The sequence below is a fragment of the Lentzea tibetensis genome, assembly GCF_007845675.1.
Classification (GTDB): Bacteria; Actinomycetota; Actinomycetes; order Mycobacteriales; family Pseudonocardiaceae; genus Lentzea; species Lentzea tibetensis.
Genome location: NZ_VOBR01000005.1, coordinates 179,311 through 193,386, shown reverse-complemented (window position 1 = coordinate 193,386; position 14,076 = coordinate 179,311). Strand labels below are relative to the sequence as shown.

The following is a 14,076-nucleotide window of genomic DNA, read 5'->3' as shown; positions in this document are numbered from 1 at the left end:
CGTTTTTCTCCAGTTGAAGCGTCAGACCTGCACGGAGGGGCCGTTTGTCTGCGGCCCCGACTTGCCGAACCCGCCCATGAACGCGTCGCCTTCGAACGCGTCACCGAGGCCGACGCTGTTGTTCACGTCCTGAGCGTGCTTCAGCGGATCGCTCGGCGAGTTGGACGCGGGCACACCGGTGCCGCCGCCCGCCTGCTCGTAGGCCTGCTTGGCCGCCTCGCCGGTGGTCTTGGCGTGGTCGGCCGCGGACTCCACGGTCTTGCCCGCGCTCTCGGCCGTCTTCGACGCCTGTTCGGCCGCCTTGATGTCGGCGTCCGAACCGGATGCGAACGCCTTGGCGTTGGCCTCGGCCGCCGCCGCGTTCTTCGCCGCGAAGTCCGCGTTCGCCTTCTCGTAGGACTCGTTGGCCGCCTTGGCCGCGTCGTTCTTGGCGGTGAGGTCCGGGTTGGCGGTGCCGCCGGAGTTCTTCAGGTACTCGTCGTACGCCGCCTTCGCCGCGTCGTCCGCCGGCTTCGACGCCTGGAGGGTGTCGTAGCTGTTCTTGGCGGCGTCGCTCAGCTCCTTGGACTCGCGAGCCGCCGTGGCGGCCGCGTCGGCCGCTTCGGCCTTGGCGGCGTCGTACTTCGCCTTGGCCGCGTCGTACTTGGCCTGGTCACCGGACTCGGCGGCGCGGTTGACCTCGTCGGCCGCGGCGCTGACCTTGTCGCCCGCCGCGTTCAGCGCCTCGTTGGCCTTCTTCGCGTCCTCGGCCGCCTTGGCCTCGGCGTCCTTCGCCGACTGGTACTTGTCGGACGCCTCCTTCGCCTTGTCGTTGGCGTCGGTGACCTTGTCGTTGGCCTCGTCGTCCTTGAGGCCCTTGTCGATGGCGTCGTCGACGTCGTCGGCCGCCTTGTAGCCCTCGTAGCTGACCTCGGCCACGTCGGCGGCGTTGTCGAAGCGGTCCCAGCCCTTGCTGATCTTCGCCATGACGTCGTCGAGCTTGCCGATCCGGCCCATCAGCCTGCCGAGCGCCGCGATGACCCTGGAGACCCGAGCGGCGATGTTCGTGCCGAGCGCGACCGCCTTGCCGACCGCGAAGCCGATGAAGGCGGGGATGGACGCGCCGAACGTGGGGATCATGGTGGCGGCCGCGATCAGCGCGCCGCCGATCAGCGAACCGAGCAGCTGGGCGATCAGGTCGCGGACGATGTCGCGCAGGACCGTGACCAGCATGCCCATGATCGCGACGATCTTGGCCTTGGTCTCCACCGCGTTGGCGAGCTCGTCGAGCTCGGCGCCCATGGTGTCCATGCTCGACTTGAAGTTCTCCGACGACTGCCCTGACCAGCCGTCGAACGTCGCCAGGCCGCCCTTGTGGTCCTCGGCCAGCACGCGCAGCTCGGCGGCCTTGGCCTTGGTCGCCTCGACGTTGGCCTGGATCTCCTCCGGGTTGCCCATCAGCTGGTTGAGCGCGTCACGCAGGAAGCTGACGTGCTCGATGAGCCAGCCGATGCCCGCGCCGATCAAGCTGCCGAGCGGGTCGATGACCAGCATCACCGTCGACGCCGCCGCACCGATGGCGTTGAACGTGATGTCGAGAGCCTTCTCGGTCTCGGTCTCGGCGTCCTTGCTGATCCCGTCGATCAGGTTGGCGTACGCGTCGATGAACAGCGAGCCCTTGAACTTGTTCTCCTCCGTGATGTTCATGCCCGGAGGGGAGGGGAGCGGGGTTTCGGTCATCGCTGTTCCTGCTTTCCGGTCACCACGGCTGGTTCTCGTCTTCCTCGTCGTCGGCGGGACGTGCCCTGCGCACGGGGCGCGGTGCCTGCGGGGCCGTCGCGGCCGGGCGGTACACCGGCGGAGCGGGTGCGGGCTCGGGTTCCGGCTCGTCGATCTCGTCGAACGCGGTGTCGCCATCGACGTCCTCGTCGTCCGGGATCGCGTCCATGACCATGGACATCGCCTCGGTGCCCTCACCGAGCGGCCGGAAGACCTCCAGCACCTTGCCCGCGGCCTGCTTCTGGGCGATGCGGGCGGTCTCCAGGATCAACGCGGTGAGCCGCGGCGCGCCGAGCTCGACGGCGCGATGCCCGAGCTGCAGGTTCTGCAGGCCGCCGTTGGGGCCGACGGTCACGGTCACCGCGCCGTCCCTGCTGGACGCGGTGGCGCTGGCCGAGGCGAAGTTCTCCTGCAGGTCCTCGGACTTCTGCTTGAGGTCGGCGAGGCGCGCCTCGTACTCCTCTAGCCATTGCGTCGGGTTGATCGGGTTCACGGCAGCCTTCTGTTCCTCAGCCCGCTGCCAGCAGCGAGTCGATGCGGTTCGCGATGCGGTCGTTGTCGGTCGGCGAGAGGCTCAGCCAGCCGTCCTCGTGGACCATCAGGTAGCGGCCCTGGGGGGTGTCGAACCAGTTGATCGTCACCCCGGCCCGGTCGGACGTGAACTGCGACGTGCCGCGCGTGACGCCGAACTGCCCGCCCGCGACGCGGTTCGCGGCCAGCTCGCTGATCTGCGCGGCGTCCTTGGCGGACAGGCCGACCCGTTGCAGCGCCTGCCTTTCGTCCAGGTCGTCGTCACCCCACGGGTCGTCGGACTCCGGCGGGTCCTCGTGCAGGTCGACGGCCTGCCGCAACGAGTCCAGCCGCATCGACAGCGCGTTGCCCTGGCCCGCGGTCCCCGACGGCAGCACCTCGACGATCGACCTCGCCAGCGCGGTGGGCCGGATCTCCAGCAGGCCGACCTGGTCGCTGTCGATCACCGCGAGCACCGCGCGCGACCCGTCCGATGCCGCGATCGCCCGCACCGGACGGTCGATGCTCGCCACCGCGTCGACCGACACCTCGTGCTCGGCCAGCAGCCGCAGCAGGTCGTGCAGTTCGCCGTTGTGCTGCAGGCCGTCGAGCACGTCGTGACGCCGCCGCGTTCGTTCCTCCTCGGTGCCGCCGACGCTCGGCACGTCCAGCGGGTAGGGCAGTCTGCCCAGCCCGAGGTCGTGCCACAGGAAGTCGAGCTGCACCGGTGTCAGCAGGTAGTCCGGAGTGATCACTGGTCCTGCTCTTTCTTCTTCTTGGCGCCACCGATCACGGCGGGCGGCAGGTTCTCGCCGGGGACCTCGAAGAGATCGCCGGACATGATGTAGGAGGCGGACCTGTGCTCCTTGTCCTCCTCGCCTCGGCCGGCACCGGGCGCGCCACCCATCGGCGCACCCGCGGCGCCTGCCGCACCGGCGGCTCCCGGCCCCACGGGCGCCGCGCCACCGCGGGCCATCGCCTGCTGCTGGCCCGGCTGGAGGGTGCCGGTCGAGCCGCCGGGCTGGGTGACAGCGCCACCCGGTCCGCCCGCGCCTCCCAGTGCGCCCGAACCGAACGCGCCCGCACCGCCGAAGGCACCCTTCGCGCCCGCGCCACCGGCTCCGCCACCCGAACCGCCTGCTCCGCCGGTGAGGCCGGGGCCGCCTGGGCCACCGGGGCCGAAGTTCCCCGGCATCTTGCCGGGGGGCACGGCACCGGGTGCGCCGGGAGCCGGGGTGTTCTTGCCGGTCCCGAAGCCGGTGGGCTGGCCGGTCGTGGGGTCCCACGTCATGCCGCCCGTGCTGGTCGGCATGGTCCCGCTCGGGTAGCCGTGCGACGTCGGCATCGGGGGCGCGGCCGGCTGGTACGTGGCGGCTGCCGCGGTCGTGTGGTCCGTCGAGCCGGACTGCCACTGACTCGGCGCGCCGGAGCCCGACGGGTACCCGGCGGCCGCGGGGGCGTTGGAGGCCTGCCAAGCGGTTCCGGTACCCGTACCGGGATTCGCGGCGACGGCACCCGGTCCAGAGCCGGCAGCGGGGCCGGTTCCGGCGCCACCCGTTCCGCCATCGGCACCAGACGCGGTGAACCCGTCCGGACGCGCCGCCGGGGCAGGGCCCGCGGAGGCACCCGCGAGCGACACGCCGGAGGTGCGCGCCATCGCGACGACGGGCTCCTCGGTCTCCCCGGTCACCGGGTTGAACGGCGGCTTGAACACGGGCGTGGTCCGGTCGACGTTCCTGGACTCCTGCTCCATCGCGTTCATCACCGCCACGGCCTGCTCGTGGGCGCCGCGGGCCTGCTCGTTGGCCGCCTGCACGTCGGCGGCCGACGCGACGAACGCGCCGAGGCCGGGTGCGGAGAGCATCTGGGTGGCCGCGTCCCACTGGAACAGCACGGGTTCCGGCATGTTGGCCCGCGCGGTGGCCATGACGCGGCCCTGGTCCGCGACGCGGTTGCCGACCTCGACCGCGGTCTCGGCGGTCTCGGTGACCCAGTCGGACAACAGCTTGATCGCGGCGCGGGCGCTGTCGGCGGCCTCGCCGGTCCAGCCGCTCTCGGTCGCCGTGACGCGGTCCGCGATGAGCTGCGCGGCCTCGGTCATCTCGGAGCCGAACTGGCCCCACTCCGACCCGATCTCGCCTGCCTGGCCGGGGTCGTTGTTGTTGTGCACTGCGGTGTAGAGGTCCTGGTGCGACCGCGCGGCCCAGTTCTGGGCGTCGTGCAGCACCGTCTCGATCTCTTCTTCGTTCTGGGTCGGGGCCATGACCGGTGTTCTCGATTCGGGTTGGTCAGCTGCCGCTGAGCTTGTTCATCTCGGCGCGGTGGTCGTCATCGATCTGGACGAAGTTCTCGACGGCGGTGCTGATCGACCGCTCGGTCTGCTCCAGCACGGTCCGGTAGGCAGTGAGAATGTTCACGAACGAGTGATAGTCGCCCTCGGCCCGGCCGGCGAACTTGGAGGTCATCGCGTCGCTCACCGGGTTGGCGCCCAGCGGTGCCGGGCGGGAGAGACGCCCGGCGCGCTCCAGCCACGAGTCGACCTGGTCGATCTGCTCGGCGAGCGTTTTGCGCAGCTCTTCGCCGGTGGCCGGGTCGAGCGTCACCTTGCCGGAGGACACGGACTCGCTGAGTGCGACCCGTTCGCCGTTCACGAGGTACATGAGGTTCCTCTCCCCTGGAATCGCTCTCATGCTTCGGTGAACCGCCAACGTCCCGCCAACGTGCCCCCAATGTCGACTTCCCGCTCGTGTGCCAAGATTTGAGGCGAGCTCATGTCCTACCGCCGAAGGACTCCACAATGCGCGTGAACCTCCTCGGCCCGGTCGAGCTGGTGTCAGGTGTCGGCCCTGTTCCACTCGGCGCGGCGAAGCGGCGGACGGTTCTCGCCGCGCTGGCGCTCGAGCTGAACAGGGTCGTGTCCGGCGATCGGCTGATGTCGCTGGTCTGGGACGGCGCGCCGCCGCCGCGGGCGAAAGCCGCGCTGCAGGGCCACATCGCGCAGCTGCGCAAGGTGCTCGGCCCGAACCTGGAGCTCGTGACCCGAGCGCCCGGCTACCTGCTGACCGGCGATCGCAGCGCGGTGGACGTGTTCGCGTTCGAGGACGTCGTGGCCGCCGCGACCCGTGAGGAACGCGACGAGGAGGCCGTCGAGGAGCTCACCGCCGCGCTGAAGCTGTGGCGCGGCCCGTTCCTCGCGGACGTGCGCAGCGCCCAGCTCGCGGACCCGGTGTCGGCGCGGCTGGACGAGCTGCGGCTCACCGCCGTGCAGGACATGGCCGGACGGCTGCTCCGCCTCGAACGCGCGGGTGAGGCCGTCGCCGGGCTGCGTCAGGCGGTCGACGAGCACCCGCTGCGCGAGCCGCTGGTCGCGCGGCTCATGCTCGCGCTGCACCGCACCGGACGCCAGGCCGACGCGATCGAGCTGTTCCACCACACGCGGACCCGGCTCGCAGACGAGCTGGGCGTCGACCCCGGCCCCGAGCTGCGCGCGGCGAACCAGTCCGTGCTGACCGACCGGCCCAGCTCACCGAAACCGCTGGTGCGCAACCACATCGCACCCGCCCAGCTGCCGCGCGAGCACCGCGGTTTCGTCGGCCGCCACGACGAGATCGCGAACCTGGACGAGCACCTCACCGACCACGACTCGGCGATCGGCCTGCTGATCGGGCCGCCCGGTGTCGGCAAGACCGCACTGGCGCTGCGCTGGGCGCACCGCGTCGCGGGCGGGTTCCCCGACGGGCAGCTGTTCGTCGACCTGCGCGGGTTCGACGAGGCCGACCCGGTCGACGTGAAGTCCGCGCTCGTCGGGTTCCTGCGCGGGCTCGGCCTCGAGGACGTGCAGATCGCCGACGACGTCGACGACCTCGCCGCCCAGTTCCGCTCCCTGGTCGCGACCAGGCGGGTCCTGGTGGTGCTGGACAACGCCCGCTCGGTCGAGCAGGTCCGGCCGCTGCTGCCGGGGTCCGCGAACTGCCTGGTGCTGGTGACCAGCAGGCACGGTCTCGACGACCTCGTGGTGACCGAGGGCGCGACGGTCGTGCCGGTGCACACGCTGTGCGCCCGCACGGCCGAGGAACTGCTCGCGGGCGGACTGGGCAGGCATCGCGTCGAGGCCGAACCCGAGGCCATCGCCGAGCTGATCGAGCTGTGCGACCGGCTGCCGCTCGCGTTGCGCATCGCGGGCGCCCGACTGGCCTCCCGTCCCAAGTGGACGGTCCAGTCGCTGGTCGACGAGCTGCGCGACGAGCAGGGCAGGCTGGAGGCGTTGTCGCTGCCGGAAGCGGGCCGCGGTGTGCAGGCGGCGCTGGCGGTCAGCTACCGCGAACTGCCGGAGGGCGCGGCGCGGATGTTCCGCAGGCTGGGCCTGCACCCCGGAACGGACCTCGACTGCTACGCGGCCGCCGCGCTGCTGGACATCAACGCCGCCACCGCGCGCACCCACCTGCGGACCATCGCGTGGGCGAGCCTGCTGCACGAGTCCACGCCGGACCGGTACTCGCGGCACGACCTGGTGCGCCTGTTCACCCGCAGGCTCGTCGCACACGAGCAGGACGCGACCAACACGGACCGGCTGTTCGACTACTACCTGCACGTCGCGGACACCGCGCGGCAGCACCTGTCGGAGAACGTCCGGCCGTTCGGCAGGGTCGCGCACCCGCCGGTGAGCTTCCCGGTGCTGTCGTCGCGGGAGAGCGCGATGGACTGGCTCGCCCGCGAGGAGGCGAACCTCCGGCTGCTGCTGGACATCGGCGACCACGAGCGGGTGTGGCGGCTCGCGCTGTGCCTGGACGCGTTCCACTTCCAGCGCGGCAACCGCACCGAGCGGCTCACCGTGTGCGGCATCGGGGTGCGCGCCGCGCAGGCGGCGGGCGACAAGCACGCGCAGGCGAACTTCCTGCTGCGCATGGGCGGCACGCTCGCGGACCTCGGCAGGCTCGACGAGGCCGTCCGCACGTGCACCAGCGCCGTCGACTTCGCCGCGGGCGACCCGCAGGTGCGCTGCGCCGCGCTCGCGAACCTCGGCTACTGCCTGCTCGCCGCGGGCGATCTCGACGGTGCCGGGCAGCGGATGCGGGAAGCGCTGGAGATCACGCACGAGACCGGTGACGTGCGGACGCGCGCGGGCGTGCTGAACAACCTGGCGAACATCCGGCTGGCGCAGCAGAACACCGAGGAAGCACTGCGGTACGTGCGGGAGGCGCTGGAGCTGTTCCGCACGGTGCCGCTGACCAAGTCGCACGTCGCGACGCTGCACACCGAGGGCTCGGCGTTGCGCACGCTCGGCAGGCTGAACGAGGCGCTGCAGTCCTATTTGGACAGCCTTGCGCTCGCCGAGGAGCTGAGCGACCAGTACCAGACCGCGCTGTGCCACCGGGCGATCGGCGACGTGCTGGAGCAGCTGGGCGGAGCCAGCGTCGCCGCCGCGCACTGGCGGTCCGCGATGCTGCTGTACCGCGAGCTCGGCCACTCGGCGGCCGAGGAGCTGGAGCGGGTCGTGAACGAGCAGGCCGCCCAGGACGATCACCCGATGCCATAATCGGCTCGGGGGTGGGGAATGCCGAGGTCGGAACGTCCGCTGGAGGCCGACGGTTCGCCGTTGACCCAGTTCGCGGAAGCCCTGCGCGCACTGCGTCAACAGGTCGGCGGGCCGCCCTACCGCGAGCTCGCGAGACGCGCCGGGTACTCGGCCGCGACGTTGTCCGACGCCGCGGGTGGCAGGCGGTTGCCCAGCCTCGACGTGACGCTCGCGTTCGTCGGCGCCTGCGACGGCGACGGCGCCGAGTGGGAGCGGCGCTGGCACGAGCTCGCCGCCACGCTGAACGCGGTGCCGATCTCGCACGACGGCGACACCACCGAGTCCCCGTACGCCGGGCTCGCCGCGTTCGGCACCGACGACGCGGACCGCTTCTTCGGCAGGGAACGGCTGAGCGACGACCTGCTGGCCAGGCTGCGCAAGGACCGGTTCATCACCGTCTTCGGCGCGTCCGGCTCGGGCAAGTCGTCGCTGCTGCGCGCCGGCGTCGCCGCGCGGCTGACCGGGCCGGTCGTGCTCCTCACGCCCGGTGAGCACCCGCTGGAGCGCTGCGCGGCCCAGCTCCCCGACGTGCCCGCCGGTTCACTGGACGCCGACCCGCGCAACCTCCAGCTGGTGCTGCGGCAGGCGCTGACGGACTTCCCGGACGGCACCGAGCTGGTGCTGGTCGTCGACCAGTTCGAAGAGGTCTTCACGCTGTGCCGCGACGCGGACGAGCGCGGCCGGTTCATCGCCGCGCTGGCCGCCGCGTCCGAGGTCTGCCGAGTCGTTGTCGGCGTGCGCGCGGACTTCTACGCGCACTGCGCCGGCTACCAGGAGCTGGTCGAGTCGGCGCACGTGACGGTCGGGCCGATGACGCCGGACGAGCTGCGCAGGGCCATCGTCCAGCCCGCGGCCGCGGTCGGGTGCAAGGTGGAGAACGCACTGCTGGCGCACCTCGTCGCGACCGTGCACGGCAGCGCGGGCGTGCTGCCGCTGCTGTCGCACGCACTGCTGGAGACGTGGCGCAGGCGGCAGGGCACGACGCTCACGCTCGCCGCGTTCCAGGCGTCCGGCGGCATCGACGGCGCGCTCGCCAAGACCGCGGAGACCGTCTACGACGAGCTGGACTCCCGGCAGCGGGTGATCGCGCGGAACCTGTTCCGGCGGCTGGCCGCGCCGGGGGACGGCACCGAGGACACCAAGCGCCGCATCGGTGTCGACGAGCTGGACGACGACGCCGACCTGCTCGTGGTGCTCGACCGGCTCACCGCCGCGCGGCTGCTGGTGCGCGACCACGACGGCGTCGAGATCACGCACGAGGCGCTGATCCGCGCGTGGCCGCGGCTGCTGGAGTGGCTGAACTCCGACCGCGACGGCCTGCGCGCGCACCGCCAGCTGACCGAGGCGGCCAGGCAGTGGGAGGCGCTGGACCGCGACCAGAGCCTGCTGTTCCGCGGCACGCGCCTCGCGCTCACCCGCGACGCCGTCGGCGAGGCCGAGCTGAACGAGGGGGAGCAGGCGTTCCTCGCGGCGAGCACCGGTGCACAGGACGCCGAGGAAGCGTTGGCGCGCAAGCGAACCCGCAGGCTGCGTCAGCTCGTCGCGCTGCTCACCGCCGTGGTGGTGCTGCTCGGGGTCGCGGTGTTCGTCGCCGTCGACGCGCAGCGCACGGCGGTGCGCGAGCGCAACGTCGCCGTGTCCCGCAAGGCGATCCAGGACGCCGAGCTGCTGCGTGCCGACGACTCGTTGCTCGCCGAACAGGTCAGCCTCGCCGCGTACCGGCTGGTCTCCAGCAGGGAGGCCGCGAACGGCCTGCTGAGCGCGTTCGCGTCCAACTCGCGCCTGCCCAACGGGCTGGCCGACAACCCGTTGCCGGAGCCGTGGACGCCGCCGCCGACCTCGGCGCCGCCGCCGACCGAGGGGCAACCGCCCGCACCCCCGCTCCTGCGGCCGGAGGACATCCTCTACCAGGTCAGATCGGAGTACGCGGTCGTGGCCGTGAGCCCGGACCTGATGAGGATGGCGACCGCGAGCGACGTCGTCCGGTTGTGGAACGGCGTGTGCCAGTCCGCGAAGTGCGAGCTCGGTTCGATCGACACGAAGGCGGACCGGCTGGCGCTGCAGCCGGGCAACCGCGTGCTGGCGATCTCCATCGGGCAGAGCACCCGGCTGTGGGACATCTCCGACCCGGCGAAACCCAAGTGGCTCAAGGAGTTCATGCACGACGCGCAGTGGGCCGCGTTCAGCACCGACGGCCGGATCGTCGCGACGGGCGGCGAGAACTCACCGGTCGCACTGTGGAGCATGGAGAATCCGGCCGAGCCGCGCCGGCTCGGGTTCCTGCCGCTCAGCACCGGCGACAACGGGGCGGCGTTCGGGCCGGGCACTCTTGTCGCCACCACGAGCGACGACGGCACGCTGTCGCTGTACGACGTGCAGAACCCCGGCCGCGCCCAGAGCGTCGCGACCGCAACGCGCTTCCCCGGTTCGTACCGGCTGCCCGTGTTCAGCGCCGACGGCGGGAAGGTCGCGGCGGCGAGCGGCGACCGTTCCGCGACGGTGTGGTCGATCAACGAGCACCGTCAGCTGGAGGAGGTCGGCGACCTGCAGTCGCGCGCCGACCTGACGGCGCTGTCGTTCCCGTCCGGCGAGCTGCTGCGCGGGCACGGCAGGGGAACGGAGACCGCGTGGGCGCTCGACATCGAGAAGGTTGCGAGGTACATCTGCGACCGCGACGGCGGTGAGCTGAGGCAGTGGGACCGGTTCTTCCCAGGCGTGCCTCGTTTCTCGTACTGCTGAACGTTACGCACGTTGCCGTACTGAGACTTCATCGTGATCGCCTGATCGGGTTAGTGCCCTGCGCTGAACGGTGGAGGACTCTTCTGTCCGGATAGGACACTCGAAAGGGGAGAGACATGAGCACGGTCCTCTACGCGCAGCGGACGGTCGAACGGTACGCCGCGGCACCGGACGAGACGTCCAAACCAGCGCTCGTGCTCGACTCGGTCGCGGCACTCGTGCCCGCCGAGGTGCTCGCGGCGCACGCGCTGATCGTCCCGATGCTGACCGAGAAGGCCACGACGCCGCAGGGCGAGGTCGTCACGATCATCAGCGGGACCAACGCGGCGACGCTCAGCTGGGTCTTCTGGGCGCTGCTCGCGCTCGCGTCCGGCGTGTTCCTGGTCGGGCGCATGGGGCGCAGCGCGTTCGGCAGCGGTGACGTGCTGCGCGTGCTCATCCCGCCCGCCGCGTTCGTCTGCTGGACGATGCTCCAGCAGTCCACCGTGTTCGACGGCGCGTTCCCGTCGGTCGACACCGGTGCGCGCAACGCGGGCGCCGTCCTGGGTGCGATCGCACTGGGCGTGCTGGCCGGCGTGCTCGCCTACACGGCGGCGCAGACCGACCCGAACGCCCCGGTCGACGCACCCGCTCACGCGCTCACTCGCCACGCCCTCGTCGAGGCGCCCACCGAGACCACGCTGAACGGCCACCTGCCGGAGGAGCCGGTGGAGGAGGACTCGCGGCCGCTGGTCACTGCACAGCCCTGACCTGCTGAGGAACAGTTTTCCAAGATTCTTTGCGCGAATTGTCGATTCGGTGTCGTCCTCGTTCGACGCATGGGTGAAGGCAAGCTCACCCGCAGAGGAGAAGACGATGTCGCAGACGACCGCCACCCGCCCCGCCCGTTCCGTCACCAGCTCGATCGCCCGCCGCGTGCCCGGCGTCGCCCGTGTGCTCCTGGGTCTGCTGTTCCTCGTCACCGGGCTCAACGGTCTGCTGAACTTCCTGCCCCAGCCCACGGAGCCGATGCCCGACGGTGCACTGGCCTTCAGCATCGCGCTCGCCCAGACGGGCTACATGCTGCAGCTGACCTCACTGGCGCAGGCGGTGGCGGGCGCGCTGCTGGTGACCAAGAGGTACGTGCCGCTGGCGCTGGCGCTGCTCGCGCCGGTCGTGGTCAACATCTTCCTGTTCCACGTGTTCCTGGCGCCCAGCGGCATGGTCATCGCCGTCGTGGTGTCCGCACTGGAGGTCTACCTGGCGTGGACCTACCGGAACTCGTTCCGCCCGATGCTCCGCGCCACCGCGTAGTTCCCGGCACCACCGCGCACCCCACCGTCTACTTCAGACGGTGGGGTGCGGTGCTATGTCAGGGCCAGCTCGGCCAGGTGCTTCCCGATCACCGGCGCCAGGATCACCCCGCTGTGCGCCACCGCGTGCAGGTAACCGTCCACCCCCGGCACCGCGCCGACGCTGGGCAGCCCGCCGCGGGGGATGACTCGAGACCCGATCCGCACGTCGTGGATCGTGGCGGACTCCAGCCACGGCACGACTTTCGTGGCGAGCAGGATCAGTTCCGAGGCGGCGACGAGTCCTGACGACAGCGCGGCGTCGGCGGACGGGCCGCGCAGCAGCAACCGGTCGGCGGACAGCGGCCGCAGCGTCACGTCGTCGGTGTGCACGATGTGCCGCAACGGGTGGGCCGGGGCGGACAGCTCCACCAGCATTCCGAAGCTCGGCACCAGCGTGAGCGAATGGCCGGCCATGGCGGCGATCCGCGCGGCGCCGTTGCCCGCCGTGTTCACCACGACGTCCGCGTGCAGCGAACCCCTGTCGAACACCACCTCCCAGCCTGGCCGCAGGCCGGTGACCGAACACCCGGTCATGACCGAGGCGCCGGACAACGCGGCCAGCGAGCGGGCGTAGAGCGGCGCGTCGACCCAGCCCTCCTCGGGCAGGAACACCCGGTCGTCGTCCACGGACTCGACGGCGTACCCGAGCCGCACGGCCTGCGCGCGGTCCGCGGCGGAACCGGTGAGCAACGTCCCGCACGGGTGGTACCAGTCGCCGGGAAACGCGGCGTGGGCGCGCATTCCCTCGTGGTTGAGCCGGAAGTACGAGTCCGGCTGCTTGCCCCACGCGCTGAGCCGCGAGTAGCTGCGGCCGGTCGTGCCATCGCCGACCTCGCCCGCGTCGATCAGGAACACCTCGGCGCGCCCCGCGAGGTGGTGGGCGGTGGACGCGCCGAGCACACCGGCGCCGATGATCGCGACGCGCTTCACCGCGACACCGCGTACGAGGAGACGGTCCGCTGCCGAGTCCACTCAGGACGATCGGCGCCGGTCAGGTTCACGAGTACCGCTTCACCGGACGAGATCTGCCCGTCGCGCAGCATCTGGGCGCAGCCGGCCAGCGAAGCCGCACTAGCCGCGCACACCGACAGGCCCTCGTCGTCGAGCAGCGCCCGTTGCATCGCCCGGATCTCCTCGGCCGGCACGGCGACGACCTGGCCACCGCTCTCCTGGCACAGCCGGGCGATGTACGGGTAGCTCGCGGTCGGGTTGCCGCGCAGGATCGCCTCGGCGATACCGGACGGGTCGCGCACGATGTCCGACTCGACGATGTGCGCGCGTCCGGCAGCCCAAGCGGATGTCATGGGTGCGCATTCACTCTGTTGCACCGCAACGAAAGACGGGATCCGGGGGAGCAGACCCAGCTTGTGGAACTCGTGCGCGCCCTTGTGCCCGCCGACCAGCCCCATGCCGCTGCTCACGGCCTGGAACACGAACCGCGGCGCGACGGGCATCTGCTCGAACGCCTCGAGGTACGCGAGCTTCAACCCGTCCCGCCGCGCGGGGTTGAAGAAGCCGCCCTCGGCCTGGATTCCCCTGTCCCGCGCGAACTCGACGGCCGCCGCCTCGGCCGCGCCGAAACCGCCGGGCACCACCCACGTGCGCACCCGCGGGTGGTCGGGGTAGGCGAGCCGCGACACGAACGCCTCGCCGACGAACACGTGCACGTCCACCGCGTCGAGCAGCTGCGCGGCGAGCGCGTAGGCGGTGGAACTGTTGCCGGTGGACGAAACCACGGTCTCCGTGACGCCCAGCTCGACCATCCGAGCCAGCCCGACCGTCGCCATCCGGTCCTTGGTGCTGCGCGACGGGTTCTCGCCCTCCACCTTCAGGAACAGCGCGTCGGACCCCAGCCTGCGGCCGAGCGCCTCGGCGTGCACGCACGGGGTGCCGCCCTCACCGAACCACGAGGCGTTCTCCGGCTCCCGCAACGGAAGCAGGTCGCCGAACCGGTGCAGCGGGCTCACGCCGTCACGGATCTCGACTCGTGTCAGGTCGTACACCGCGTCGAGCGCGCCGTCGCAGTCCCGGCAGCGCAGGCGGTGAAGATCGGGTTCCTCTCGTCCGCACAGCAGACAGGACCACTGGAAACGCTTCATGCCGCAACAATGACGGAGACCCGTGTGGACTTTGGGCCATCATGTGAGGGCGGCGTCTCAA

General features: G+C 71.4%; 11 protein-coding genes. 4 read left to right on the top strand and 7 right to left on the bottom strand.

Going from position 1 to position 14,076, the window contains the following annotated elements; genetic code table 11:
- Positions 1-21: 21 nt before the first annotated feature.
- From FKR81_RS43445 to FKR81_RS09360, 5 genes are read right to left on the bottom strand one after another with little or no spacing between them, the layout of a single operon-like run.
- Entirely contained in the window at positions 22-1,686 is a 1,665-nt protein-coding gene (locus FKR81_RS43445) for a WXG100 family type VII secretion target (protein ID WP_186762874.1), read from the bottom strand.
- A gap of 52 nt (positions 1,687-1,738) precedes the next feature.
- Positions 1,739-2,251, bottom strand: coding sequence for a YbaB/EbfC family nucleoid-associated protein (locus tag FKR81_RS09375; protein ID WP_235921410.1), 513 nt, complete (start codon positions 2,249-2,251; stop codon positions 1,739-1,741).
- A 16-nt stretch (positions 2,252-2,267) separates the two neighbouring features.
- Positions 2,268-3,023, bottom strand: coding sequence for an ESX secretion-associated protein EspG (locus FKR81_RS09370; RefSeq protein WP_146350579.1), 756 nt, complete (start codon positions 3,021-3,023; stop codon positions 2,268-2,270).
- A complete protein-coding gene (locus tag FKR81_RS09365) occupies positions 3,020-4,531 on the bottom strand; it encodes a PPE domain-containing protein (RefSeq protein WP_146350578.1) in 1,512 nt (503 codons plus the stop codon). Before FKR81_RS09365 ends, FKR81_RS09370 begins: the two co-directional genes overlap by 4 nt.
- Positions 4,532-4,556: 25 nt before the next feature.
- Positions 4,557-4,928 carry a hypothetical protein gene (locus FKR81_RS09360; protein WP_146350577.1) on the bottom strand — a complete coding sequence of 124 codons (372 nt, stop codon included), beginning with the start codon at positions 4,926-4,928 and terminating at the stop codon, positions 4,557-4,559.
- A 137-nt stretch (positions 4,929-5,065) separates the two neighbouring features.
- Here FKR81_RS09360 and FKR81_RS09355 point away from each other — a divergent pair, with 137 nt between their 5' ends.
- The 4 genes from FKR81_RS09355 (at position 5,066) to FKR81_RS09340 (ending at position 11,875) form a co-directional block, all read left to right on the top strand.
- Entirely contained in the window at positions 5,066-7,804 is a 2,739-nt protein-coding gene (locus FKR81_RS09355; protein WP_146350576.1) for an AfsR/SARP family transcriptional regulator, read from the top strand.
- An 18-nt stretch (positions 7,805-7,822) separates the two neighbouring features.
- A complete protein-coding gene (locus tag FKR81_RS09350) occupies positions 7,823-10,582 on the top strand; it encodes an nSTAND1 domain-containing NTPase (RefSeq protein ID WP_146350575.1) in 2,760 nt (919 codons plus the stop codon).
- 116 nt (positions 10,583-10,698) lie between these two features.
- Complete coding sequence (locus tag FKR81_RS09345) at positions 10,699-11,331, top strand: hypothetical protein (protein WP_146350574.1); 633 nt, start codon at positions 10,699-10,701, stop codon at positions 11,329-11,331.
- Between the two features lie 106 nt (positions 11,332-11,437).
- On the top strand, positions 11,438-11,875 hold the full coding sequence (locus tag FKR81_RS09340; RefSeq protein WP_146350573.1) for a DoxX family protein: 438 nt from the start codon (positions 11,438-11,440) through the stop codon (positions 11,873-11,875).
- Positions 11,876-11,928: 53 nt separating this feature from the next.
- Here the strand turns inward: FKR81_RS09340 and FKR81_RS09335 are convergent, their stop codons facing one another.
- Entirely contained in the window at positions 11,929-12,846 is a 918-nt protein-coding gene (locus FKR81_RS09335) for an NAD(P)/FAD-dependent oxidoreductase (protein WP_186762873.1), read from the bottom strand.
- The gene (locus tag FKR81_RS09330) at positions 12,843-14,015 is read right to left on the bottom strand and encodes a threonine synthase (protein ID WP_146350571.1); all 1,173 of its coding nucleotides are present in this window, start codon (positions 14,013-14,015) and stop codon (positions 12,843-12,845) included. Before FKR81_RS09330 ends, FKR81_RS09335 begins: the two co-directional genes overlap by 4 nt.
- Positions 14,016-14,076 lie beyond the last annotated feature (61 nt).